The organism is Streptomyces sp. NPDC051105 (assembly GCF_040682795.1).
GTDB lineage: Bacteria > Actinomycetota > Actinomycetes > Streptomycetales > Streptomycetaceae > Streptomyces.
Genome location: NZ_JBFBBR010000006.1, coordinates 247,963 through 272,614 on the forward strand (window position 1 = coordinate 247,963; position 24,652 = coordinate 272,614).

At 69.9% G+C, this 24,652-nt stretch carries 19 protein-coding genes and 2 tRNA genes; 12 read left to right on the plus strand and 9 right to left on the minus strand.

Features of this window, described 5'->3' with window-relative positions; genetic code table 11:
- The first annotated feature begins 164 nt into the window (after positions 1–164).
- The 4 genes from gyrB to AB0N16_RS17500 all read left to right on the plus strand — a co-directional run bounded on the left by gyrB (position 165) and on the right by AB0N16_RS17500 (position 5,854).
- Positions 165–2,228, plus strand: a complete 2,064-nt coding sequence (gyrB, locus tag AB0N16_RS17485) for a DNA topoisomerase (ATP-hydrolyzing) subunit B (protein ID WP_365797516.1) — start codon at positions 165–167, stop codon at positions 2,226–2,228.
- 42 nt (positions 2,229–2,270) lie between these two features.
- Positions 2,271–4,865: a DNA gyrase subunit A gene (gene gyrA / locus AB0N16_RS17490; RefSeq protein WP_365797518.1), complete on the plus strand. Its 2,595-nt coding sequence runs from the start codon at positions 2,271–2,273 to the stop codon at positions 4,863–4,865.
- An 18-nt stretch (positions 4,866–4,883) separates the two neighbouring features.
- On the plus strand, positions 4,884–5,666 hold the full coding sequence (locus AB0N16_RS17495) for a DUF3566 domain-containing protein (protein WP_365797520.1): 783 nt from the start codon (positions 4,884–4,886) through the stop codon (positions 5,664–5,666).
- Positions 5,667–5,777: 111 nt separating this feature from the next.
- A tRNA-Ile gene (locus AB0N16_RS17500) sits at positions 5,778–5,854 on the plus strand.
- Between the two features lie 237 nt (positions 5,855–6,091).
- Here the strand turns inward: AB0N16_RS17500 and AB0N16_RS17505 are convergent.
- Positions 6,092–10,129, minus strand: coding sequence for a WD40 repeat domain-containing protein (locus tag AB0N16_RS17505; protein WP_365797885.1), 4,038 nt, complete (start codon positions 10,127–10,129; stop codon positions 6,092–6,094).
- A gap of 568 nt (positions 10,130–10,697) precedes the next feature.
- Entirely contained in the window at positions 10,698–11,150 is a 453-nt protein-coding gene (locus AB0N16_RS17510; RefSeq protein ID WP_365797522.1) for a DoxX family protein, read from the minus strand.
- A 184-nt stretch (positions 11,151–11,334) separates the two neighbouring features.
- On the opposite strand from AB0N16_RS17510, the gene AB0N16_RS17515 reads away from it, so the two are divergent.
- From AB0N16_RS17515 to AB0N16_RS17525, 3 genes are read left to right on the plus strand one after another with little or no spacing between them, the layout of a single operon-like run.
- Positions 11,335–12,546: an amidohydrolase family protein gene (locus AB0N16_RS17515; protein ID WP_365797524.1), complete on the plus strand. Its 1,212-nt coding sequence runs from the start codon at positions 11,335–11,337 to the stop codon at positions 12,544–12,546.
- Positions 12,547–12,585: 39 nt separating this feature from the next.
- Positions 12,586–12,789, plus strand: coding sequence for a ferredoxin (locus AB0N16_RS17520; protein ID WP_365797526.1), 204 nt, complete (start codon positions 12,586–12,588; stop codon positions 12,787–12,789).
- 3 nt (positions 12,790–12,792) lie between these two features.
- Entirely contained in the window at positions 12,793–13,764 is a 972-nt protein-coding gene (locus AB0N16_RS17525) for an FkbM family methyltransferase (RefSeq protein ID WP_365797528.1), read from the plus strand.
- 238 nt (positions 13,765–14,002) lie between these two features.
- On the opposite strand, the gene AB0N16_RS17530 is transcribed toward AB0N16_RS17525, so the two are convergent.
- From AB0N16_RS17530 to AB0N16_RS17540, 3 genes are all read right to left on the minus strand, one after another.
- A complete protein-coding gene (locus AB0N16_RS17530) occupies positions 14,003–14,788 on the minus strand; it encodes a glycosyltransferase family 2 protein (RefSeq protein ID WP_365797530.1) in 786 nt (261 codons plus the stop codon).
- Positions 14,785–15,573: a GntR family transcriptional regulator gene (locus tag AB0N16_RS17535; RefSeq protein ID WP_365797532.1), complete on the minus strand. Its 789-nt coding sequence runs from the start codon at positions 15,571–15,573 to the stop codon at positions 14,785–14,787. Before AB0N16_RS17535 ends, AB0N16_RS17530 begins: the two co-directional genes overlap by 4 nt.
- A 267-nt stretch (positions 15,574–15,840) precedes the next feature.
- Positions 15,841–16,188, minus strand: a complete 348-nt coding sequence (locus AB0N16_RS17540) for a DUF6344 domain-containing protein (protein ID WP_365797534.1) — start codon at positions 16,186–16,188, stop codon at positions 15,841–15,843.
- Positions 16,189–16,549: 361 nt separating this feature from the next.
- On the opposite strand from AB0N16_RS17540, the gene AB0N16_RS17545 reads away from it, so the two are divergent.
- A complete protein-coding gene (locus tag AB0N16_RS17545; RefSeq protein WP_003999697.1) occupies positions 16,550–16,678 on the plus strand; it encodes a DLW-39 family protein in 129 nt (42 codons plus the stop codon).
- Between the two features lie 200 nt (positions 16,679–16,878).
- Entirely contained in the window at positions 16,879–18,186 is a 1,308-nt protein-coding gene (locus tag AB0N16_RS17550) for a hypothetical protein (RefSeq protein WP_365797536.1), read from the plus strand.
- Here the strand turns inward: AB0N16_RS17550 and AB0N16_RS17555 are convergent.
- Positions 18,150–20,015: a protein kinase gene (locus tag AB0N16_RS17555; RefSeq protein ID WP_365797537.1), complete on the minus strand. Its 1,866-nt coding sequence runs from the start codon at positions 20,013–20,015 to the stop codon at positions 18,150–18,152. The genes AB0N16_RS17550 and AB0N16_RS17555 overlap by 37 nt on opposite strands.
- 150 nt (positions 20,016–20,165) lie before the next feature.
- Positions 20,166–20,714 (minus strand): DNA-binding protein, encoded by a 549-nt coding sequence (locus AB0N16_RS17560; protein WP_365797539.1) that lies wholly within the window; start codon positions 20,712–20,714, stop codon positions 20,166–20,168.
- Between the two features lie 184 nt (positions 20,715–20,898).
- On the opposite strand from AB0N16_RS17560, the gene AB0N16_RS17565 reads away from it, so the two are divergent.
- A tRNA-Ala gene (locus tag AB0N16_RS17565) sits at positions 20,899–20,971 on the plus strand.
- A gap of 401 nt (positions 20,972–21,372) precedes the next feature.
- On the opposite strand, the gene AB0N16_RS17570 is transcribed toward AB0N16_RS17565, so the two are convergent.
- Positions 21,373–22,068 carry a DUF5324 family protein gene (locus AB0N16_RS17570; RefSeq protein ID WP_365797541.1) on the minus strand — a complete coding sequence of 232 codons (696 nt, stop codon included), beginning with the start codon at positions 22,066–22,068 and terminating at the stop codon, positions 21,373–21,375.
- A 334-nt stretch (positions 22,069–22,402) separates the two neighbouring features.
- Here AB0N16_RS17570 and AB0N16_RS17575 point away from each other — a divergent pair, with 334 nt between their 5' ends.
- Entirely contained in the window at positions 22,403–22,936 is a 534-nt protein-coding gene (locus AB0N16_RS17575; protein ID WP_365797543.1) for a peptidylprolyl isomerase, read from the plus strand.
- Between the two features lie 136 nt (positions 22,937–23,072).
- A complete protein-coding gene (locus AB0N16_RS17580; protein WP_365797545.1) occupies positions 23,073–23,972 on the plus strand; it encodes a rhomboid family intramembrane serine protease in 900 nt (299 codons plus the stop codon).
- 289 nt (positions 23,973–24,261) lie between these two features.
- Here the strand turns inward: AB0N16_RS17580 and crgA are convergent, their stop codons facing one another.
- The gene (gene crgA, locus AB0N16_RS17585; RefSeq protein ID WP_362559127.1) at positions 24,262–24,516 is read right to left on the minus strand and encodes a cell division protein CrgA; all 255 of its coding nucleotides are present in this window, start codon (positions 24,514–24,516) and stop codon (positions 24,262–24,264) included.
- Positions 24,517–24,652: the final 136 nt, after the last annotated feature.

The window sequence follows — 24,652 nt, forward strand, 5'->3', positions numbered from 1 at the left end:
TCAGGTACCGGCAAACCCCCATCACTGTCGGCGCTACCGGTAGACTGGAAGACAATCCCGCCCCGAACGTGGGGACCGTCCGGGAAAAGCTGAGCAACGCTGATCAAGGCTTACCAACGCAACATGCCGCAGCCGCTCCGGCAACCCGCCGACGAGCCCGGCTCGTGCTGTGCCAGAAAGGGCGCTTCGTGGCCGATTCCGGCAACCCCAACGAGAACATCCCGTCCACCGACGCCGGCGCGAACGGTGAGGTCACCGCCTCCTACGACGCCAGCGCCATCACCGTGCTCGAAGGGCTGGACGCGGTCCGCAAGCGCCCCGGTATGTACATCGGCTCCACCGGTGAGCGCGGCCTGCACCACCTCGTGTACGAGGTGGTGGACAACTCCGTCGACGAGGCTCTGGCGGGCCACGCGGACACCATCGACGTGACGATCCTGGCCGACGGCGGCGTGCGTGTCGTCGACAACGGTCGTGGCATCCCGGTCGGCATCGTGGCGTCCGAGGGCAAGCCGGCCGTCGAGGTCGTGCTGACCGTGCTGCACGCGGGCGGCAAGTTCGGCGGTGGTGGTTACGCCGTCTCCGGTGGTCTGCACGGTGTGGGTGTCTCCGTCGTGAACGCCCTGTCGTCCAAGGTGTCGGTCGAGATCAAGACCGACGGCCACCGCTGGACGCAGGACTACAAGCTGGGCGTCCCGACGGCTCCGCTGGCGCAGCACGAGGAGACGGGCGAGACCGGCACCTCGGTCACGTTCTGGGCGGACCCGGACATCTTCGAGACCACCGAGTACTCCTTCGAGACGCTCTCGCGGCGCTTCCAGGAGATGGCCTTCCTCAACAAGGGTCTGACGATCCGGCTCACCGACGAGCGCGAGTCGGCGAAGGCCGTCGCGGGCGCCGACGAGGCGGGCGCGGACGAGAAGGCCGAGGACAAGACCGTCTCGTACCACTACGAGGGCGGCATCGTCGACTTCGTGAAGTACCTCAACTCCCGCAAGGGCGACGTGGTGCACCCGACGGTGATCGACCTGGAGGCGGAGGACAAGGACAAGAGCCTGTCCCTCGAGGTCGCCATGCAGTGGAACAGCGGCTACAGCGAGGGCGTGTACTCGTTCGCCAACATCATCCACACGCATGAGGGCGGCACCCATGAGGAGGGCTTCCGCGCGGCGCTGACCTCGCTGATCAACAAGTACGCGCGCGACAAGAAGCTGCTGCGGGAGAAGGACGACAACCTCACCGGTGACGACATCCGCGAGGGTCTGACCGCGATCATCTCGGTCAAGCTGAGCGAGCCGCAGTTCGAGGGGCAGACGAAGACCAAACTGGGCAACACGGAGGCCAAGACCTTCGTGCAGAGGGCGGTCTACGAGCACCTGAACGACTGGCTGGACCGCAACCCGGTCGAGGCGGCGGACATCATCCGCAAGGGCATCCAGGCGGCCACCGCGCGCGTGGCGGCCCGTAAGGCCCGTGACCTGACCCGCCGTAAGGGTCTCCTGGAGTCGGCGTCCCTGCCGGGCAAGCTCTCCGACTGCCAGTCGAACGACCCCACCAAGTGCGAGATCTTCATCGTCGAGGGCGACTCCGCCGGCGGTTCGGCCAAGTCCGGCCGTAACCCGCAGTACCAGGCGATCCTCCCGATCCGGGGCAAGATCCTCAACGTCGAGAAGGCGCGGATCGACAAGATCCTGCAGAACCAGGAGATCCAGGCGCTGATCTCCGCGTTCGGCACGGGTGTGCACGAGGACTTCGACATCGAGAAGCTCCGCTATCACAAGATCATCCTGATGGCGGACGCCGACGTCGACGGCCAGCACATCTCCACCCTGCTGCTGACCTTCCTGTTCCGCTTCATGCGGCCGCTGGTCGAGGCCGGGCACGTGTACCTCTCCCGTCCGCCGCTGTACAAGATCAAGTGGGGCCGGGACGACGTCGAGTACGCGTACTCGGACCGTGAGCGGGACGCCCTCCTGGAGATGGGGCGGCAGCGCGGCAAGCGGGTCCGCGAGGACTCGATCCAGCGCTTCAAGGGTCTCGGCGAGATGAACGCCGAAGAGCTGCGTGTGACCACCATGGACCAGGAGCACCGGGTCCTCGGCCAGGTCACGCTCGACGACGCCGCCCAGGCCGACGACCTGTTCTCGGTCCTGATGGGCGAGGACGTCGAGGCCCGCCGCGCGTTCATCCAGCGCAACGCCAAGGACGTCCGCTTCCTCGACATCTGAGTCGGTCTCAGCTGACCGCACCAGGAAGGATCTTCACCGGCTATGACCGACGAGAACACTCCCGTCACCCCTGAAGAGGGCGGCGAGGTCGCGATGCGTGTCGAGCCCGTCGGGCTCGAGACGGAGATGCAGCGCTCGTATCTGGACTACGCGATGTCCGTCATCGTGTCCCGTGCGCTGCCCGACGTCCGCGACGGCCTCAAGCCCGTGCACCGCCGCGTCCTGTACGCGATGTACGACGGCGGCTACCGGCCCGAGCGCGGGTTCTACAAGTGCGCCCGTGTCGTCGGCGACGTCATGGGCAACTACCACCCGCACGGCGACTCCTCGATCTACGACGCCCTGGTGCGCCTCGCCCAGCCGTGGTCGATGCGGATGCCGCTGGTGGACTCCAACGGCAACTTCGGCTCCCCGGGCAACGACCCGGCGGCCGCCATGCGGTACACCGAGTGCAAGCTCGCGCCGCTCTCGATGGAGATGGTCCGTGACATCGACGAGGAGACCGTCGACTTCACGGACAACTACGACGGCCGCTCCCAGGAGCCGACCGTCCTGCCGGCCCGCTTCCCGAACCTGCTGATCAACGGCTCCGCCGGGATCGCGGTCGGCATGGCGACCAACATCCCGCCGCACAACCTGCGCGAGGTCGCGGCCGGCGCCCAGTGGTACCTGGAGAACCCGGAGGCCTCGCACGAGGAGCTCCTGGACGCGCTGATCGAGCGGATCAAGGGTCCCGACTTCCCGACCGGCGCCCTGGTCGTCGGCCGCAAGGGCATCGAGGAGGCCTACCGCACGGGCCGCGGCTCGATCACCATGCGCGCGGTCGTCGAGGTCGAGGAGATCCAGAACCGCCAGTGCCTGGTGGTCACGGAGCTGCCCTACCAGACCAACCCCGACAACCTCGCGCAGAAGATCGCCGACCTGGTGAAGGACGGCAAGGTCGGGGGCATCGCCGACGTCCGCGACGAGACCTCCTCGCGCACCGGCCAGCGTCTGGTCATCGTGCTGAAGCGGGACGCGGTCGCCAAGGTCGTCCTGAACAACCTCTACAAGCACACCGATCTGCAGTCGAACTTCGGCGCCAACATGCTGGCGCTGGTCGACGGTGTGCCGCGCACGCTCTCCCTCGACGCGTTCATCCGGCACTGGGTGGCGCACCAGATCGAGGTCATCGTCCGCCGTACGCGCTTCAGGCTGCGCAAGGCCGAGGAGCGGGCGCACATCCTGCGCGGTCTGCTGAAGGCGCTGGACGCGATCGACGAGGTCATCGCGCTGATCCGGGCCAGTGACACGGTCGAGATCGCGCGTACGGGCCTGATGGGGCTCCTGGAGATCGACGAGATCCAGGCCAACGCCATCCTGGAGATGCAGCTGCGCCGGCTGGCCGCCCTGGAGCGCCAGAAGATCATCCAGGAGCACGACGAGCTCCAGGCGAAGATCACCGAGTACAACGCGATCCTGGCCTCGCCGGTCCGCCAGCGCGGCATCGTCAGCGAGGAGCTGGCCGCGATCGTCGAGAAGTACGGCGACGACCGCAAGACCATGCTGGTGCCCTACGACGGTGACATGTCCATCGAGGACCTGATCGCCGAGGAGGACATCGTCGTCACGGTCACGCGCGGCGGATACGTCAAGCGGACCAAGACGGACGACTACCGGGCGCAGAAGCGCGGCGGCAAGGGCGTACGCGGTGCGAAGCTGAAGGAAGACGACATCGTCGACCACTTCTTCGTCTCGACCACGCACCACTGGCTGCTGTTCTTCACCAACAAGGGCCGGGTGTACCGGGCGAAGGCGTACGAGCTGCCGGACGCCGGGCGTGACGCGCGTGGTCAGCACGTGGCGAACCTGCTGGCCTTCCAGCCGGACGAGGCGATCGCCGAGATCCTCGCCATCCGCGACTACAACGCGGCGCCCTACCTGGTGCTCGCCACCAAGGCCGGTCTGGTCAAGAAGACGCCTCTGAAGGATTACGATTCGCCCCGTTCCGGCGGTGTCATCGCGATCAACCTGCGGGAGCGCGAGGACGGTTCCGACGACGAACTGATCGGAGCCGAACTGGTCTCGGCGGACGATGATCTGCTTCTGATCAGCAAGAAGGCACAGTCGATCAGGTTCACCGCCTCCGACGACACTCTGCGCCCCATGGGCCGGGCCACCTCGGGTGTCAAGGGCATGAGTTTCCGCGAGAGCGATGAACTTCTGTCGATGAATGTTGTTCGACCCGGTACGTTCGTGTTCACTGCCACCGACGGGGGGTACGCGAAGCGGACCCGTGTCGACGAGTACCGCGTTCAGGGGCGCGGCGGCCTCGGCATCAAGGCCGCCAAGATCGTGGAGGACCGCGGTTCGCTCGTCGGCGCGTTGATCGTCGAGGAGAACGACGAGATCCTCGCCATCACCCTGTCCGGCGGTGTGATTCGTACGCGAGTCAGCGGGGTCAGGGAGACGGGCCGTGACACCATGGGCGTCCAACTGATCAACCTGGGCAAGCGCGATGCCGTGGTCGGCATCGCACGTAACGCCGAGGCCGGCAGCGAGGCGGAGGAAGTCGACGGTGTGGACACCGTGGACGAGACCGTCGAGGGTGTCGTGACCAGCGGTACGGACGAGGGTGAGGCGCCCTCGGCCGAGTAGCACGAGGAGAGAGTCATCGTGAGCGGAGCCACGGGCGCCGGATCGGCCGGTACCTCGACGGGTACGGATGCGGACGGCGGCGGCCGTGGCTCCGCCGCGTCCGGCGGGGCCACCGAGGGCGGTGCGCAGCCGATGGATACGCACACCACCCAGCTGAAGGCGGTGAAGGCGTCCGCGCCGGATGCGCAGGGAACCCAGGGGGGAACCGTGACCGACACCCGAGGCCAGGCCGCGGCGGGCGCCCAGCCGGCGTCCGCGCAGCAGCCGAACCCCTCCCCGCTGCCCGGGGAACGGCGCTCGGAGCAGCCCGCAGGGCCCTACCACCCGCCGCAGGCCTATCCGGCGGCCCAGGCCGCGCAGGCACCCGCGGGGACGCCTGCGGGGGCGGTACGACGGCCGCGCACCGGCGCCGGGGCACGCACCGCGCCGCGCACCCGCAAGGCCCGGCTGCGGGTCGCCAAGGCCGATCCGTGGTCGGTGATGAAGGTCAGCTTCCTGCTCTCCATCGCGCTGGGCATCTGCTCGATCGTGGCGTCGGCGGTGCTGTGGATGGTCCTGGACGCGATGGGCGTGTTCTCGACGGTCGGCGGCACGATCTCGGAGGCCACCGGTTCGAACGAGTCGAACGGCTTCGACCTCCAGTCGTTCCTGTCCCTCCCGCACGTCCTGATGTTCACGGCGATCATCGCGGTCATCGACGTCGTCCTCGCGACGGCGCTGGCGACTCTCGGCGCGTTCATCTACAACCTGTCCGCGGGCTTCGTCGGCGGCATCGAGCTGACCTTGGCCGAGGACGAGTAACCGGAGTTCAAACCTCTGCTGACGGTCCTCCGACAACCGATTTTGGGACTGCCCCGGTCGTGCGCTAATCTTCAGGAGTCAGCGCGCGGGACACACACCGCAGAGCGCGGCGGGGCTATAGCTCAGTTGGTTAGAGCGCATCCCTGATAAGGATGAGGCCACAGGTTCAAATCCTGTTAGCCCCACCAGCACGAAGGCCCCCGGTCCGGATGGATCGGGGGCCTTTGGCGTTCGTGGCCGGGGGCCGGGGTGTTTCGCGTCCGGCTCCGGGTATGGAAAGGCCCGGTCGCTGGCGACGGGGGATGCACCAGCGACCGGGTTGCGGCCAGCCTAACAAGGTGGCCTGTGCGGCGGGGGTCAACTTCTCGACCGTCGTGAGCAGTTGTGATCGGGATCACTCAGAGGCGGTCGCGCGGAGGGCCGGTTCAGTCGTCGCAGGGCGGGGCGTAGGCGAGGCGGGGGAGGTACTCCTGCCACTTCGCCTCCGTCAGGACGTTCCGCGTGACCGAGCAGATACGGCTGACCGCCTGGTCGACGTCCAGGCTCCACAGCCGGACCGTGTCGGCGCCGCTGGAGACGCCCAGCATGTTGCTCTTCGGGCTGAAGGACAGGAAGTTGCCCGTCTTGGCGTTGGGGCTCATGGACTGGCCGATGGGGTGGGCGGAGGACGGGGAGGAGACGTTCCAGAGGCGGACCGTGTTGTCGTTGCCGCCGCTGGCCAGGGTCCTGCCGTTCCGGCTGAAGGTCAGGGACACCACCGCCTCGGTGTGGCCGGTGAGGGCCGAGCCCAGCCGGGTCGCACGGGCCGGCTCCGAGACGTTCCAGAGGCGGACCGTGTCGTCGTCGCTGCCACTGGCCAGGGTCGCCCCGTCGGGGCTGTAGGCGAGGGTGTTGATGGGGCCCAGATGGCCTTTGAGGGGGCTGCCCAGGGCCTTGGCACGGGCCCGGTCCGAGACGTTCCAGAGGCGGACCGTACCGTCCGCGCTGCCACTCGCCAGGGTCCTGCCGTCGGGGCTGAAGACCAGGGCGTTGACGTAGCCGGTGTGGCCCTTGAGGGGCTTGCCGAGCTGTTGGGGGTGGGCCGGGTCCGTGATGTCCAGGAGCTGGACCGTGCGGTCGTCGTAGTCGGCGGCCACGGTGCGCCCGTCCGGGCTCAGCGCCAGTGCCTCGGCGCCCGCGTACCGGGTGTTCAGCCGGACCGGCGCACCGTACTGGCTGGGGTGGTCGGGGTCGGAGACGTTCCACAGCTGTACCCAGTTGACGTCGTTCTCGCCGGTCATGATGACCAGAGTGCGGCCGTCGCGGGTGAACACCATCGAGCGCAGGTCCCGCTGCCCGGTCCTGAACGGCTCGCCGAGCGCCGTCGGCCGGGCCGGATCCGTGATGTTCCACAGCCGCATCCGGCTGTCGCCGCCCCCGGTGGCCAGCACGCGGCCGTCCGGGCTGAACGCTCCCGCCTGGCCGATCATGTCGGCCCCCGGGATCGACCACAGCCGTACCTTGCCGTCGCCGCTGCCGGTGGCGAGGGTGTGTCCGTCGGGGCTCCAGCCGACGGCGTACATCTCCCCGCTGCTGCCCGCGAGCGGCTCGCCCACCTGGGAGGGGAAGGCCGGGTTGCCCACGTTCCACACACTCGCCGTGGAGTCCGCGCTGCCCGCGGCGAGCATCGAGCCGTCGGGGCTGAAGGCCACCGACCAGACGGGCCCGGTGTGCCCGGTGAGCGGCGCGCCCAGGGCCCTGGCGTGCGCCCGGTCGGTGACGTCCCACAGCCGTATGGTGTCGTCCTTGCTGCCGCTCGCGAGGGTGTGGCCGTCCGGGCTGAAGGCCACGGAGTGCACGGTCCCGGTGTGCCCGGTCAGCGGCGCCCCGACACGCTTGGGGCGCCGGCTGTCGGAGACGTCGTACAGGAGGATCGAGTTGTCGTCGCTGCCGGCCGCGAGTGTGCGGCCGTCGGGGCTGAAGGCGAGGGAGCGGACGGCTTCGGTATGACCGGTCAGGGTGCCGGCCGACGTGGGGTGGCGCGGGTCGTGCACGTCCCACAGGCGGACGGTGTGGTCCTCGTCGGCGGTGGCCAGGGTATGGCCGTCGGGGCTGAAGGCGACCAGGTAGATCGTGCCGTCGTGACCGCTCAGCGGGGTGCCCAGGGATGCCGGGTGGATCGGGTCGGAGACGTTCCACAGGCGTACCGTGCCGTCGTCGCCGGCGCTGGCGAGGGTCCTGCCGTCCGGGCTGAAGACCGCGCTGGAGACCCAGCTCGTGTGGCCGAGCAACGGCTTGCCGAGAGCCTTGGGCCGGGTCGGGTCGCTCACGTCCCACAGGCGGACCGTGCGGTCGTAGGCGGCGGTGGCCAGTGTCTTGCCGTCGGGGCTGAAAGTGGTGAGGTAGACGGCACCGGTGTGGCCGAGCAGCGGTGTGGCCAGCGGTGCGTTGACGATCGATATCAGGCGGTTGTTGGCGCCCTCGTCGTCCGGGCGCAGACCGTGTGCGACCAGGTCCAGCTGGGCGGAGAGCGCCGGGTCCGAGTACTGGAACCGGTCGGCCTCCGCGATCACCTGCTCGAACATCGCGTCGTCCCGCTGCTGCCGGGCGATCACGGCGGCTCCGCCGGCCAGTACCGCCAGCGCGACCAGCGCCGCAACGGCGGCTCTGCTGATCCACACCGTCCGGCGGCGCAGCCGGACCGAGGCCGCCAGGAACTCCACCGCGCTGCGGGTCAGGAAGGTGTCACCGGCCGACTTCGCCCAGGTGTGGGCCTGCTCCAGCCGTGAACCCCGGTACAGCAGGGCGGAGTCGTGGCCGGACTCGTCCCAGGACCTGCCGTCCTCCTCCAGACGCTGGCGCAGCAGATTGCCGTTGCGGTCCTCGTCGAGCCACTCGCGCAGCCGGGGCCAGGCGTGCAGCAGCGCCTCATGGGTGATCTCCACAGTGTCCGCGTCGAGGGTCACAAGACGGGCCCGGACCAGCGCTTCGAGTGACTCCTCCGTCTTGTTCGGGTCGGTGGACTCGGCGGCCAGCTGACGCCGGGTGCCACGCCTGCGGGTCGCCTGGGTGTCCTCGCCGAGGCGGACCAGGCGGAGTAGCAGCAGCCGGGCGGCGGTGCGGGCGGCCGGGTCCAGGCTGGACCAGGCACGCTCGGCGGTCGCGGCGACAGCGCCCTGGATACCGCCGGCCGCCCGGTACCCGGCCAGTGTCAGACGGCCCCCCTTGCGGCGCTGCCAGGTGGCGAGCAGAGCGTGCGAGAGCAGCGGGAGGACGCCGGCGTCATGGGCGCCACGCGGGCCGTCGGCACTCACCTCGCGGACGATCAGCTCGGCGAGGCCGGGCTCCAGTTCCAGGCCCACCGCCTTGGCGGGGGCGGTCACGGCGTCGCGCAGCTCGGCGGTGGTCAGCGGGCCCAGCACCATGTGCCGGTGCTGGAGCGCGTCGGCCAGCTCGGGATAGCCCAGGCACTGCTCGTAGAAGTCGGCCCGGATACCGAGGACGACCAGGGCGGGGGGCGGTTCGCCGGGGGCAGCGGAGGTACTGGCCGCGTGCAGCAGCCGGACGAAGGTCCGCCGGTCCGCCTCGTCCGCGCACAGGGTGAAGGTCTCCTCGAACTGGTCCACGATCACGACCGGACGAGTCGTATCGGTTCCCGAGGGCCATGTTTCACGTGAAACATTCCCGGCCTTGCGCCCGGCCCAGGCCGTGACCGCTTCCCGCGCGGCCTCCGGATCGTCCAGGTCCCTTAGATCGGCCAGCTCCGGTATACGACAGGTCAGTTCCTTGACGGGGTCCGCTCCCGGGACGAGCTGAAGGACCTCGTGCGGGCGGTTCTCCTCGTCGGCCAGGGCGCCGCTCTGCAGAGCGGTGACCAGGCCGGCGTTCAGCAGCGAGGACTTGCCCGCCCCCGAGGCACCGACCAGCATGACCAGACCGCCGCCCGCCTTCGCCGACCGGAGCTGGGCGACCAGGGCGTCGGTGCTGCTCTCCCGGCCGAAGAACCAGCGCGCGTCCTCACGGCGGTAGGAGGCCAGGCCGCGGTAGGGGCAGACGCTGTCGACCGCCGGTGGTGCCTCCGTCTCCTCCGCCGCCTCCGGCCCGGGCAGCTCGCCGACCGGATCGGCCACGGCCCGCTCCCACAGCTTCTGCCACTGGGACAGGTCGTACAGCCCGGGGGAGACCGGCGCCGGCTGGGAGCGCCGGGCCTGCGGGATGAGGACCTGGAGTACGGCGGAGAGCGCGGCGAACTGCGCGGGCACGTTCTTCGCCCGCCGCCAGTCGCTGATCCGCTGGGCGGAGACCCGCACGGGCCGGCCCCGCTCGTCGACGCGGTGCAGTCGGCCGACCGCCTCGGCGACGCGTTTGAGCGGAGGATTGCCAGCCTCCTTGTACAGCAACGCGAGACGTTCCGCGAAGGCTGTGCGTGCCCCTGCGTCGGGACCCAAGGCTCTCCACCCCTTACTTCCCCCGCTGCTGGCCATCCGGACCGGAAAACTCACTTTATATGGCTGACCTGCGGCGAAGCCCTGGACCGGACGTCATGGCCTCCTCAGATGTGCACCTCGACTGGCAGGATTTCGCCGCAGTAAGGCGGTGGTCGGGCGTCGCCCGGCGGGCCGACCAGCTCAGCGTCCGCAGAGACAGTGCACGGCACCGCATGTTCTCGGTCAGGTTCCACCGGCGATTACCCGCCGGAGTGGCGCGACGACAGCGGCTGCTCTCTCCGGCCGGGCGGGCCGCGGGGCCTGAGGCCATCCGCGCCGTTCGGCACCGGTCCCCACGTGGGGAGGGACCGGAGCCGAGCGGCACGGGGGCACCGTTCTCGTGGGCCGTCGTGGGCGGTCGTAGGCGGTCGTGGGCCGTGGTGGGCCGTCGTGGGCGGTCGTAGGCGGTCGTGGGCCGTGGTGGGCCGAGGTGGGCCGTCGCGGCACCTGGCGCGATGGGCTCGCGCGCCCTGAGCCGCCGCCGTATCGCCGTGGGGCGCTGTGCCCGTCCGCCGCCGGGTCGGGTGCGGCTCCGTGGTGGCTGGTCGCGAGGTTCCCCGCGCCCCTAGGGGGCGAACAGTCCCAGTACCGAGTCCAGGGACCAGCTCTGCCAGCACAACGCGAAGAGGCCGACCGCGGAGATCAGGGCCATCATCAGGTTCTGTCCCTGCTCCGCCCAGTCGTGGATCATGAGGGTCAGGTAGATCAGGTTGAGCAGGAACCCGGCCACCAGGGCGATCGGTGTGAGGAAGCCCAACGTCAGGCCCAGGCCGAGGGCCAACTCCGCATACGCCACCACGTAGGCCATCAGCCGGGGACGTGGCGCGACGACCACGTCGAAGCCCCGCCGGACCACCGGCCAGCGGTGCTTCTCCGCGACACCGGCCGCCCAGCCGATGCCCCCGCCGCCGAACCACTGCTTCTTGTCCTTGTGCCGCCAGCTCTCCAGCCACCACAGACCGAGCCCGATGCGGAGCACCGCGAACCACTCGGCACCGCTCAGCAAGGCTGATCGCATCCCGCACCCTCCCCGGATCCGTCCACTCACCTGACGATCCGTCAGTTCAGCGGAAGGCGGCGCGGGTCGCAAGAGGTCGGGCGGCTCTTGCTGGTACCGGCTCCTGGGCCTAGCCTGAAAGCCGAACCGAAATCTGATGGTCCGTCAGATAATCGGGCATCCAAGCAGGCAGCAGGGGGTAGGCATGGCAGAGAACACGACCGGCACCCAGGATCTGCCCAGGGTCGTCAGCGTGGACGACCACGTGATCGAGCCCGCGCACCTCTTCGAGAAGTGGCTGCCGGGCAAGTACCGCGACAAGGGACCCAAGCCCTTCACGGCCGGCATCGGAGAACTCGCCTACGTCGGAGGCAAGTACCGCTTCACCACCGACCCCGAGGGCCAGATCACGGACTGGTGGGAGTACGAGGGCCTGCTCTTCCCGTACAAGCGGATCATCGCCGCCGTCGGCTTCTCCAGGGACGAGATGACGCTCGACGGCATCACCCGAGAGCAGATGCGGCGCGGCTGCTGGGACCCCAAGGCCCGCCTCGACGACATGGACATGAACCATGTGGAGGCCTCCCTCTGCTTCCCCACCTTCCCCCGCTTCTGCGGGCAGACGTTCGCCGAGGCCGACGACAAGGAGGTCGCGCTGGCCTGCGTCCGCGCCTACAACGACTGGATGGTCGAGGAGTGGTGCGGCGACAGCGGCGGCCGGCTGATCCCGCTGTGCCTGATCCCGCTGTGGGACATCGACCTGGCCGTCGCCGAGATCCGGCGCAACGCCGAGCGGGGCGTCCGCGCGGTCACCTTCAGCGAGATCCCCACCTACCTGGGCCTGCCGTCCATCCACTCCGGCTACTGGGACCCGTTCTTCGCGGTCTGCGAGGAGACCGGGACGGTCGTCAACATGCACATCGGCAGCAGCTCGCAGATGCCCGCCGCCTCCCCCGACGCCCCGCCCGCCGTGCAGGCCTCGCTCAGCTTCAACAACGCCATGGCCTCGATGATGGACTTCCTCTTCTCCGGCGTCCTGGTGAAGTTCCCCCGGCTGAAACTCGCGTACAGCGAGGGCCAGATGGGCTGGATCCCGTACGCCCTGGAGCGCGCCGACGACGTCTGGGAGGAGCACCGCGCCTGGGGCGGGGTCAAGGACCTGGTCCCGGAGCCCCCGTCGACGTACTACTACCGGCAGATCTTCTGCTGCTTCTTCCGCGACAAGCACGGCATCGAGGCGATCGAGACGGTCGGCGTGGACAACGCGACCTTCGAGACGGACTACCCGCACGTCGACTCGACCTGGCCGGAGACCAAGCGGGTCGCCCAGGAGCACGTGGGCGGGCTGGCGCCGGAGGTGGCCTACAAGCTGCTGCGCGGGAACGCGATCCGGATGCTGGAGCTGCCCTTCACGTAACCCGGTTCGGCGGGGCGTCCGGTGGGCAGGGGACTTTCCATGAAGGTCTCCGTCGACGCCGATGTCTGTTACGGGTCGGGTGAGTGTGCCTTCCGGGCACCCACTGTGTTCGGCTTCGAGGACGGGTACGGTTTCGTCCTGCCCGGACGGGAGGAGTCCGGAGACGACGAACTGATCCGGGACATCGCCGAACGCTGCCCGTCCCAGGCGATCCGGATCAACGGCAAAAGGGTCACTGACTAGCGGATGAGCACCATCGGCACGGAACTCAGCGGACGCACCGGACGCACCGGACGCACCGGACTCGCCGGACTCGCCGAACTTCTGGTCACCCTCGGCCGCGGCTACGTCCGGGACTTCCCGGGGCCCTGGGGCAAGACTCTCGCCGCCCGCGCGCTCAACCCTTACCTGCGCGACCACCCGCGCCGACGGGTCGTGCAGACGCGCTCCGGCGCCCGGTTCGCGGTCGACACCCAGGACCTCATCCAGCGCTACCTCTACCTCTTCGGGGTGTGGGAACCGCACATGACCCGCTGGCTGCGCGGCCGGCTGGCGCCGGGGGACTGCTTCGTCGACGTCGGCGCCAACGTCGGCGTCTTCAGCGTCCTCGCCTCCCAGCTGGTCGGGGACCAGGGCCGGGTCGTGGCCGTCGAGGCCTCCCCCGTCTTCCACCGCCGCCTCGAACAGCAGAGCGCGCTCAACGGCTGCCGGAACATCCGGGCGGTCAACGCGGCCGTCTCCGACGCCCACCGCACCCTGACCTTCGTGCTCGCCAGCTCCCGCAACATGGGCGCCAACAGCATCGTCCCGTGGGACGGACCGGCCGAGTCGAGCTTCGACATCGAGGCCGTGCCGCTGCCCGAGCTGCTGCGGCCGGAGGAGATCGAGAGCGCGCGGGTCATCAAGATCGACGTGGAGGGCGCCGAGGGCGCGGTGGTGCGCGGGCTGGCCCCGCTGCTGGAGAAGCTGCGCCCGGACGCCGAGATCACCGTCGAGGTCACCCCAGACCGCATGGCCCAGCTCGGCGACTCGGCGGACGACCTGCTGCGCACCATGACCGACGCCGGCTACCACGTCTACCGGCTCGCCAACAGCTATGCGGCCGACAGCTACCCCGGGGCGCTGTACGGCGAGCCGGTGGCCCCGGTCCGCTGGTACGGACCGGTGACCGAGGAGAGCGACCTGGTGTTCTCACGGACCGACGCGGCGACGCTCTAGCCGGTCGATGCCGCACACGTGCGCCTTCCCGTCGCGGCCCGCACGCGTGCGTCTTCCCGTCGTGGCCGGACGCGTGCGTCTTCCCGTCGTGGCCGGACGCGTGCGCCTTCCAGCCGAGGGCCGGGTAGGTGCGCCCTCCACTCGGCGGTCTCAGCCGTGCGGCGTCCCGTCGGCCGCCGGACGCATGCGCCCTCTTGTTGGCCTAGTCGGGCTGGTCGGGCTAGTCGGCTCAGTCGGGCTAGTCGGCCGCCGTCGTCGGGTACTGCCAGCCGAACTCCGCCAGTGCTCGTGCCCGGGCCGCCACGACCGCCATCCGGGCCTGCCGTTCGGCCGGGTCGGTGTGGGCGGGCTGCCCGGTGACCTGGCCCTCCCACTTGCGGTAGAGCAGCCCGGCGTCCGCCGTGAACCAGCCCCGGCTCACCGCGTTCAGCGCGAGCAGCAACCCGGTGTCCTCGGAGGCCGGCAGCGCCATCCAGCCGCCCAGGGCGAGCAGCAGCTCACGGCGGACGAAGAGGCTCGCCGGGTGGACCTGGGCGAGGTAGCCGTTGGCCGTCCAGAAGTCGAGCACGGCTCCGCGCTCGATCGGGCCCTCCTCCGGGTCGCCGGGGAAACCGGCCGTGGAGCCGTCGGACAACAGGTCGAGGACGCGGGAGGTGGCCCAGCCGACCGCCGGACGGGCCTCGAGGACGGCCAGATCGCGGGCCAGCGCACCCGGCGTGAGCTGGTCGTCGGCGTCGAGGATCCTGACGTACGCCCCCTCGGCCCGCGCCAGCGCGATGGTGCGGGCGACCCCGGGACCGCCGGTGCGGCCCTGCCGGAACGACACCCGGGTGTCGTCGGGGACGTACGGGCGGACCTCGTCCCCGTAGCCGTCCTCCTGGATCAGCCACTGCCACTCCCAGCCGTCCGGCAGCCGCTGCTCGCACAGTGACTTGTACGCCTCCGGCAGGAAACGGGCCGACGGCGCGTGGACCGCGGTGACGACGGTGACGAGAGCGACGCACCGGCTCACGGCGGCGCTCACCACCTTTCCAGGTGCGTGGTGAAGACCAGTTCCGTGCGGTCGCCCGGAAGCGTGACGACGGAGATGTCCACGATGCGGTCGTGGATGTCGTACGACGTCTTGCGCAGCAGGATCACCGAGGTGCCGGCCGGCAGGTCCAGCTCCCGGGCCTCCTCGGGCGTCGGCGGCCGGGCGGTGAAGCGTTCCTCGACGCGGGCGACCTCGATGCCGACGGTGTGCAGCTGGTTCTGGGTGCCGCCCGGCCAGGGCTCCCTGGTCTCGTCCAGGAGCGCCGGGTTCGCCGCGATCATGTCCCGGACGAGATAGGAGCTCACCAGGCTGAAGGGGGCCGACTCGGCCGAGTACCGGGTCCGGTAGGTGCGTTCCAGGAGCATGGTGCCCTCCGGTACCCCGAACGCGTCGGCGAGGTCGCTGGGCGCGATCAGCTCGCGGTACCGGGCGAAGAAGACCAGGTCGTCGAGGACCAGACCGGTCTCGTGCTCGGTCGCGCCGGTCGCGGCCCGGGTCGCCTCCGGCATCCTGGCGCGGTCCTTCTCCCACTGGTGCCGGGTGTTGTCACGGATCGCGCGGGTGCGGGGCTTGCGCACGAAGGTGCCGCTGCCGTGCCGCTTGTCGATCAGACCCTCCGCGCTCAGCAGCCGCAGCGCGTTCTGGATCGTGGGCACGCTCCGGCCGTGGTGCCGGGCCAGCTCCGCCTCGGAAGGCAGCCGCGCACCGGGCTTGAGCTCGCCGTTCCTGATGGAGCGGCGGAGGTCGTCGGCGATCTCCTCGTACGCCTTGGGCACTGCTTCAGCCTACGACTCCTCAAGAGGAGTTGGAGAGTCGAGCGCCCCACCGACGAGGCCCACCGACGAGGCCCCACCCAAGAGGCCCCTCCGAGAAGACGCCACCGAGAAGACGCCACCGAGAAGACGCCACCGACGAGACGCCACCGACGGGGCCGGACATGCGAAGACCCGCGACCGGTTCCCGGTCGCGGGTCTCTTCGCAGTAGGCGCTGGTACGTACGCAAGTCGCCCTTGCGCCGTTGCGTCTGAGCTGTCTGGGGAGGGTCAGCAGTCGAGGGGCGCCGCGGGGGGTTCGGCCGGGTTCTCCTCCGACTCGGTCGTGTCCAGGGGCCGCTGGCGGCAACCGGGGGTCTTGCCGTGGGCCTCGGCCCGGATGCGCTGCTTCATCGTGGGGGGCAGGGACCTTGCCTGGGCCCAGAGCCAGTGCGTCTGTGCCGGGATCATCACCCGGCCGGCCGGGCTGTGGTCGTCGCCGCTGCTGTTGCGCGGGGCCTCGGTCTGCGGTACCGCGGTGGCGGTGGCGGCCGAGACGAATCCGAGCGCCGTGCACAGCGCGAGGAAGGCGGTGACGATGGCGGTCCACAACTTCATGACCTTGGCGTTCCTGGCCATGGCCCCTCACTTTCGGGTTGGGCGATTTGCGTACTTTCCTCATGATGTGTATGGGGATCGCGAAGTGGGGGACGTCGACCTGTGGCGCGGCGATGTTCCGATGAACACCACCCGGACGGACGCATGAGGTCCGAAAAATCGGAAGAAAGGTCCTGAAGGCGGGCGAGACGGAGCAAAGTAACCGTCCGTGGAGGTGTGATCACCCTCCGATCGGAACGGCCCCGTCTTCTCCAACGGCTTGTGCAACACCTTGTGGTGGGCCGGAGTTGGGGTCGGATGCCAGGTCACCGATCGATATCGGTCGGTGTGTATAGTCGGGCGCCAGAGGTCCCCTACGTCAAGGAAGAGACGAGGTCGCGCGGTGAAGAAGCTTCTCCTGGTCGCACTGGCCGCCATCGGCGGGCTCCTCGTGTACCGCCAGATCCAGGCGGATCGCGCCGAGCAGGATCTGTGGACGGAGGCGACTGACTCCGTGCCCACGGGTTCGTGAGTACCGACAACGAACGACACTGAGACCCCGACCGCCTCGCGGTCGGGGTTTTGCGTTGTCCGGGGGGCGCGGAGATCGCGCGAGGCGGGCGTTTCGGACGGTCGTACAAATTGCCGGGTGGCGCGGGGGCGCGAGCGGCAGTATGGGGCCGGGGCCGGACCGGGGCTTCGACGGCTGACGAGCGACGGCTGGGGGCGCGCGTGATACGGCGGTGGCGTACGGCGGCGGGATGGCGCGGCATCGGCACGACGGCCGCCCTGGCACTGACGGCACTGCTGCCGGCCTCTCCGGTTGCGGCGGACGGCGGCAGCGGTTACGGCTTCGCCCCGGGCGCCCGCACGATCACCGGAGCGACGGGCACCGCGGCCGCCGTACCGCTGGAGCCCGGTACGACCTACCGCAGCACCCTGCCGGAGAAGGGCGAACTGTATTTCCGCCTCGAACTCGCCGCCGGCAGCACGGCCTACGTCCCCGTCACCGCCGTCCCGCCGGCCGACGCCACCGTCTCCGCGAGCGACGGCATCGGCGTCTCGATCGAGGACGCCAACGGTGTCTCCTGCGGCTACGACGGCGCCCGCTTCGGCGCCGGACTGAGCCCCCGGCCGGTCACGGCGCTGGGACGGCGGGACACCGGCAAGGCGCTCTGCGAGGGCGCGGGCACCTACTACGTCGTCGTCGAGCGGCTCGCGTCCGGCTCGCGGACCACGTCCCCGGGCAGCTGGGACCTGGAGATCGCCCCCGTCACCGAACCGGGCCTGGCCAGGGCCGGTGCCACCACCGCCCCGGAGACCTGGAACTCCGCGTCCCCCGAGCCGCTCACCGGCGACCCCGAACGCCGCACCGCGGGCGCCGGTTTCACCACGGCCCGCACCCTCGACACGGGCGTCTGGCAGACCGGCATCACCCCGGGCCAGACCCTCTACTACGCGGTCCCGGTCGCCTGGGGACAGCAACTGCACGCCACCGTCGACCTGGCCAGCATCAGCGGCGACGCCCACGGCTACGTCAGCGCCGCGCTCAACCTCTCCCTCTACAACCCCGTTCGCGGCTACGTCGACGACATCTCCCTCGGCTACGACGGCACCCAGAAGTCGTCCTCCCTCGACCCCCTGCCACCCGTGGCCTACGCCAACCGGTACGCCGTCTCCGGCGAGGAGAACTCCGTCCGCTTCGCCGGCGCCTACTACCTCGTCGTCCACCTCACCGGGCAGACCGCGGACACGTTCGGGAAGGGGCCGTACGACGTGACACTCCGGGTCCGCGTCGACGGCACCCCGAACTCCGGCCCCCACTACGCCGGTTCGCCCGTCCCGAAGGACGTCTTCGACCCGCCGTCGGACCAGGGCGGCGGCCTGGCCGCCGCGGCAGGCGACGACGACACGGCGATGCGGGTGCTCGCGGCCGGCGGGATCGGCACGGGTACGGCCCTGCTTCTCGTCCTGGGCGTGTGGACGCTGACCGCCCGTCGCGCTCAGATCCGGGTCAACGCCCAGAAACCCACGACGTAACAGGCCAGCGCCAGCAGCAGGATGGGCACGGCGGCCTTCGCGGGCGGCCCGGGCCGAGGCACCCGCCGCCGACGCCGGCCGTGAGTACGCACCGGCAACTGCGAGACCCGCGACGCCGGCTGCGGGTCACGGGCGGTGTAGGTGGCCGTGTCGGTGGTCTCGGTGGGGTCGGTATGCGGCCGGGCCGGGGGGAGGGGTTGCGCGGGGGGCCAGGGGGTGTGGGGCTGCGGGACGGAGGAGGCCGGAGGCTGTTGCGGCCGCGGCTGCGGTCGAGGCTGCGGTTCGGATTCCGTTCCTGGCCGCGGGTCCGGGCCCGGCCACGATTGCGGCTCCTGGTGGGCGGCGTGCGGCGGGTACGGCGGTGTGGGCTGCGGCGGCTCCGCGTACGGGGCGGGAGGTACCGGCGTCTGAGGCGGTGGGAGCCGGAAGCTGCCGGTGTCGGACATGCCGACGGCGGCCGAGGGAGAGCCGGCGGGGCCGGTGGAGGTGGCCGGGGGCGCGTACGCGGTTCCTGCCTGGGCTCCGGCCGCCGAGCCGGGGTCCGTGCCGGTTGGCGTGCCCGATGCGGCCTCCGGTGCCCTGTCGGATGCGGGCTTCGGTGCCGTGCGGGACGCTGCCTCCGGTGCCGTGCCGAAGCCGGCCCCTGGCGTTGTGTCGAAGCCGGCCTCTGGCGTTGTGCCGGATGCGGATTCCGGTGTCGTGTCGTAACCCGTCGGGGTGGACGCCTCTGACGGCCTCCCCCTGTCCGCTGTCGTGTCCCACCCGGTGCTGGTTCCTGTCAGCGAGGCCGGATCCGCGTCGGCCTCCGCACCCGCGGCCGTACCAGAGGCAACCCCCGAACCCGCGGCCGCCTCCGTCGTACTCCCGGCCCGCGTTCCGGTCCCCGCCGTCCCCGCCGTCCCTGTCGTACCCGTCGTATGCCGCGTCGTATCGACCCCGGACGCCACACGTAGTGGCCCCTCGGGACCGAACCCCGGTGGAAGTGGCCCCAGTTGGTCGAAGATCTCGATCGACTCGTCGTCGATGCCCGGCTCCGGGAGGAGTTCCATGGCCTGGGCGAGGGCCTTGCGGGCGCCCGTGGCCGTGCGGAAGCGGGACTGGGGGTTGGGCTGGAGAAGGGTGGCGACGACCTGCCACAGGGGGTCGGGGATGCCCTTGGGGGCTCCCGGGGTGCCGTGTTCGGCGAAGTGCTGGACGAGCGCCTTGGCGTCGGGCTTGGCGCCTTCCAGCAGGAACAGGGCGACCAGGCCGACGGCGAACAGGTCGGCCGTGAAGTCGGGATCTGCGCCCAGGAGTTGCTCGGGGGCGATGTAACCCGGTGTCCCGACCACGAGGTTGGTCTCGGTCAGCCGGGCCTCGCCGAACCGCATGGCGATGCCGAAGTCGGACAGACGCAGCCGCGGCCGGGCGGTACCGCTGGCCTCCAGCAGGATGTTCGCGGGCTTGATGTCCCGGTGGACCACCCCCTCGGCGTGCACCGCGGCGAGGCCGGAGAGCAGCTGCTCGAGGAGCGTGCAGACGAAGACGGGGGGCAGGGGACCGTAGTCCCCGACGAGGTGGACCAGCGAGCCGCCGGCGACCAAGTCCATCGTGAACAGGACCTTGTCGTCGTCGGCGGCCCAACTGGCCGGAGCCAGGACATGGGGATGGTCGATGCGCAACGCCTGCTCCCGCACGAAGCGCAGCAGCGCGTGGGCGTCGCTCTGCTGGAGCACCTTGGCGGCCACATAGCGCTTGCGCCGGTGGTCCCAGGCACGCCAGACGGCGCCCACGCCGCCATGACCGATCGGGTCGGCCAGTTCGTACCGGCCTGCGAAGACCTCACCCATGACTGCCCGTAGCCTCCCCCTCTAGTCCCCCCTGCCACACCCCCCTTGCTTCCCCCGGATGAGCGATACGACCCCTCTCGCGTGACCCCCTCGGCCAGGGCCGCGCCCCGCCCGGTCCACCGGACCCCCTCCGGTGTACCGGGCCGCGGCTCAGCTCTGGTGCGACTGGTAGTGCGTGACCGCGTCCGAGGTGCGGCCGGCGCCGTAGACCCGGAGGAACTCCGCCAGCTCCGGATGGGACGAAGCCAGCGTGTCCGCCGCGTCGATGATGTCACCGGCGGCGGCCACCGAACGCAGCAGCGACTGGATCTCGCGGACCACCCGCTTGACCGTGGGCGCTCCCGAACCGCTCGTCGTCTGCGTGGTGTTGCTGAGCACCGAGCCCCCCTGGGACTTCTTGATCTCGTCCATCCGCTCGGTCGCCTCGGCCGCGCTCACGCTGCCGTCCGCGACCTGCGCCGCCAGGTCCTGGAGCAGCTGCACCCGCTGGACCACGGCCGGGTTGCCGATCTTCGCCCGCTGCCCGCTCATCAGCTGCGACAGCATGGGTGCGGACAGTCCGAGGACCGCCGCGAGACGTGCCTGGTTGAGCCCCAGGTCGTCGATGAGCTTACGGAAGAGCGCCCCCAACGGCTCTCCGTACCAGTTCCGCTGCAGCTCCCGCGCTCTGGCGGTGGCTTCCTGCTGTGCGGCGTCCATTGCGTCTCCCCATCGCTTCCCCAAAAAATCCACGGTTCGCTACAGCGAACCCCGTCGAGCATCTTACGGAGCGTGGTCATCCGGGGGGACCCCCAATCTTTTTGTGAGGTACGGGGGGTGAACCGGTACTCTGGTCTGCGGCACCGACCAGCGGACCTTCCGCTTGGCCGGTCGCTTCCCGTACGGGGCCTTAGCTCAGTTGGTAGAGCGCCGTCTTTGCATGGCGGATGTCAGGGGTTCGACTCCCCTAGGCTCCACAGCATCGGACCCCTCTGAACTGCGAAAACGCAGTCGGAGGGGTCTTTTTGTCCCGGTCGCCCGCCGGAGAGTCATGTGCACCTTACGTGCCGGGGTGGTTACCTTGGGTGAGCGACCACCTCTGGAGAGAGCGACTGAATTCGACTTCCCCGGCTCGTCACCTGCTGGTGTGCGGGGAAGGCGCGGGCAGTTCGACGGTCATCCGCATCCCGCCGGCGACCCGCTCGCGGGGACGATCTGGCCGGAGGTCTCGATGGCCACGCCGTTCTTCTCCGCGAGGGAGAGCAGCGTTTCGGTGGTGGGCACGCCCGCCCGTCCTGCATCGACCGCACAACAAAGCCCCTCCGACCCGCGGACACGCGGATCAGAGGGGGCTCTTGTTTCACGTGAAACGCGGGGCTCAGAACTCCTTGTCGTCGCGCGACGCCTGCTCCTCCGCCTCCTTGGCCTGGACCTCGGGGTCCAGCGGAGAACTGCCGTCCACCGAGCCGAGACGGCCCGAATCCGGGACCTCCGTGGCAGCGGGAGGCTCGACCAACCAATCCGGGTTGGCCTGCTTGTCCCACCACTTCCACGCGACGAAGGCAGCACCCGCCAGCGCACCGAACACAGCGAACGCCTTGAACGCACGGCCGTACGCCGAGCGCCGCTGGTTCCTGCGCGCCAGCTTCTCGATCTGCTCGGCCGAGACATTGCCACGCAGCGCGGCGAGCGCGGCAGCACCCCGCGCAGAGGCCTCATCACGGACCGGCCCAGCCGCCGCCACGGCCTGCTCGATCCTGGGACGCGAATAATCGGCGGCCTGCCGGGCCGCCTTGCGGGTCAGATCGGCAGCGTCGTGCGCAGCCTGGTCCACCATCGGCGGCACATGCGTCCGGGCCTGCTCCAGACGCGGTACGAGACGGGCGTCATACTGGACGCGGGCCTGCTCAGCAGCCTGCGACACCACGGGCGCGAGCCGTACGCGTGCCTCCTGCGCGTAGTACGCGGCACGCTCCTTGGCCGTGTCGGCGTAGGGCGCCACCACTTCCGCTGCGTGCCGCACGCTGTCCTTCGCCGAGCTGGTCGCAGCGCGCACGCTCTCTTTGCGGGTCACGGGTTTCCTCCTCCTCGGTGGCGTACGGTATTTCGACTATCCACCCTTTTAGGGATCATGCCTCTCCCCGGCCCAAGCGGCGCGCGAGGACGGGCATACGGGTGCAACCAGAACTAAGAGGGGCTTGTCCACGACCATGCCACGGATCGGCGCCCAGCGCTCCGCCTCGGCGCGGATCTGAGGACTCCGCCGGGTTTCCGCAAGCGATTCGTGAGGATCCGCGCCGGGAGACCGCAGGCGGGCCTCCGGACCGCCATACCGTGCGAGGATCGTGCCGGGCCAACCCAGCACCGGGTCACACCCGAGCACACCAGAGCACAACGGAAGGCGGACCGTGGCCGAGCACCTCTACGCCACCCTGAAGACCAGCCTCGGCGACATCGAGGTCCGGCTCTTCCCGAACCACGCGCCGAAGACCGTCAAGAACTTCACCGAACTGGCGCAGGGCGAGCGTGAGTGGACCCACCCGGCCACCGGCACGGTCTCCACCGACCCGCTGTACGACGGCACGGTCTTCCACCGGGTGATCAGCGGCTTCATGATCCAGGGCGGCGACCCGCTCGGCACCGGCATCGGCGGCCCCGGCTACAAGTTCGAGGACGAGTTCCACCCCGACCTCCGCTTCGACCGCCCCTACCTGCTGGCCATGGCCAACGCCGGCCCGCGCACCAACGGCTCCCAGTTCTTCATCACGGTCAACCCCGCGCCCCACCTCAACCGCAAGCACACCATCTTCGGCGAGGTCCTCGACGCGGACAGCCAGAAGACCGTCGACAAGATCGCCTCCGTGACCGTCAGCGGACCGAACAAGCGCCCCGAGAACGACGTCGTCATCGAGACGGTCCTCGTTGAGAAGCGCGAGAGCTGACCGACAGCGCTGACCCGACTGAAGGAAACACCAGAGGGAAGCGCCCAAAAGGAATCGCCCGAAGGGAACCAAACGCCCCGCCCGTCCGTAAGGATGTGCGGGGCAGAGCATTGCCCACGACGAGCGAGGGGACCCCATGGAGGACCAGGCGGCAGGCAGCGCGCGGGACGCACACAGCCTGCCCATGTGCTACCGGCACCCGGACCGGGAGACAGGCGTGCGCTGCACCCGCTGCGAGCGCCCCATCTGCCCCGAGTGCATGGTCAGCGCCTCCGTGGGATTCCAGTGCCCCGAATGCGTCCGCGGCACCACCGCCGGCCCCAGCGGCCCGCCCCCCGCCGACTCCCGCCCGCGCACCATCGCCGGCGGCACCGTCACCGCCGACCCACGGCTGCTCACCAAGATCCTGATCGGCATCAACATCGCCGTCTTCCTGGTCCAGCTCTCCGTCGGAGACAGCTTCACCAGCCGTTTCGAGCTGATCGGACAGGCCTGGTTCCCGCAGTACGGCGACATCGAAGGCGTGGCCCAAGGCCAGTACTACCGGCTGCTGACCGCGATGTTCCTGCACGACAGCTCGAACCCCATGCACATCGCGTTCAACATGCTCAGCCTGTGGTGGATCGGCGGCCCCCTGGAGGCCGCCCTCGGCCGAGCCCGGTACATCACCCTCTACGTCGTCTCCGGCCTGGCCGGCAGCGCCTTCACCTATCTGCTGGCCGCCCAGAACCAGCCTTCGCTCGGTGCCTCCGGCGCGATCTTCGGCCTCTTCGGCGCGACCGCGGTGCTCATCCGCCGCCTCAACTACGACATGCGGCCGATCATCGCCCTGCTGGTGATCAACCTCATCTTCACCTTCAGTGGCGGAATCGCCTGGCAGGCCCATATCGGTGGCCTGGTCGCCGGTGTCGTCACCGGGTACGCCATGGTGCACGCCCCGCGTGAGCGGCGGAACCTCATCCAGCACGGCACCTGCGCGCTGGTCCTGGTGGTGGCGCTCGTCCTGACGGTCGTCAGGACCGCCCAGCTCACCTGACCGGACTCGCCCGGCGCCCGTTTCGCGGGTTCACGGCGGCTCGCCGCGCCGATACCGAACCGTTGTCCACAGTCGGTGGCGGATCTTGTGCACAGGGTGCGTGCACAACTGTGCCCCCTGTCCCTCACTTGCGTTTTCGCAGGTCAGGGAAGGGGGCGAACAGTTACACGAAGGGCGTTGTGGTAGTCGTACCGGCGTCAACGCCCTACGGGTTATCCACAGATCGTCTTCTTTTCCCCAGGTCCATACACAGGCCTGTGGATAACTCAGCGGATAACCCTGGGCAGAGCTACTTCCACTGTGTGGAGACGCCGAAGCCGGCCGCGATGAAGCCGAAGCCCACGACGATGTTCCAGTTGTCGAGGCTGTCGATGGGCAGCGAACCGTCGGTCACGTAGAAGACGACGATCCAGGCTAGTCCGATGAGGAACATGGCCAGCATGACCGGTGCGACCCAGCCGCGACTGTTCAGTTTGAGGGCGGTCGCCTGCTTCGCCGGGGGCGGCGTGTAGTCGGCCTTCTTGCGGATACGTGACTTCGGCACGAGGGTCTCTCCTGTCGATGCGCTGCGTGGCCGCGCAGGTAACTGGGTCGGGCTCGGAGCAGCGTACAAGGGGACAGTAAGGGCGCACTGACCGCTCCCCCGGGCGTCCGTTAGCGTAGTGCTTCCGCGGCGCCGA

Coding starts and splice junctions, on each gene's coding strand:
- gyrA (WP_365797518.1), top strand. CDS start 2,271: ATGACCGACGAGAACACTCCCGTCACCCCTGAAGAGGGCGGCGAGGTC.
- AB0N16_RS17555 (WP_365797537.1), bottom strand. CDS start 20,015: ATGGGTGAGGTCTTCGCAGGCCGGTACGAACTGGCCGACCCGATCGGT.
- AB0N16_RS17515 (WP_365797524.1), top strand. CDS start 11,335: ATGGCAGAGAACACGACCGGCACCCAGGATCTGCCCAGGGTCGTCAGC.
- AB0N16_RS17525 (WP_365797528.1), top strand. CDS start 12,793: ATGAGCACCATCGGCACGGAACTCAGCGGACGCACCGGACGCACCGGA.
- AB0N16_RS17505 (WP_365797885.1), bottom strand. CDS start 10,129: ATGGCCAGCAGCGGGGGAAGTAAGGGGTGGAGAGCCTTGGGTCCCGAC.
- AB0N16_RS17520 (WP_365797526.1), top strand. CDS start 12,586: ATGAAGGTCTCCGTCGACGCCGATGTCTGTTACGGGTCGGGTGAGTGT.
- AB0N16_RS17540 (WP_365797534.1), bottom strand. CDS start 16,188: ATGGCCAGGAACGCCAAGGTCATGAAGTTGTGGACCGCCATCGTCACC.
- AB0N16_RS17560 (WP_365797539.1), bottom strand. CDS start 20,714: ATGGACGCCGCACAGCAGGAAGCCACCGCCAGAGCGCGGGAGCTGCAG.
- AB0N16_RS17580 (WP_365797545.1), top strand. CDS start 23,073: ATGGAGGACCAGGCGGCAGGCAGCGCGCGGGACGCACACAGCCTGCCC.
- AB0N16_RS17510 (WP_365797522.1), bottom strand. CDS start 11,150: ATGCGATCAGCCTTGCTGAGCGGTGCCGAGTGGTTCGCGGTGCTCCGC.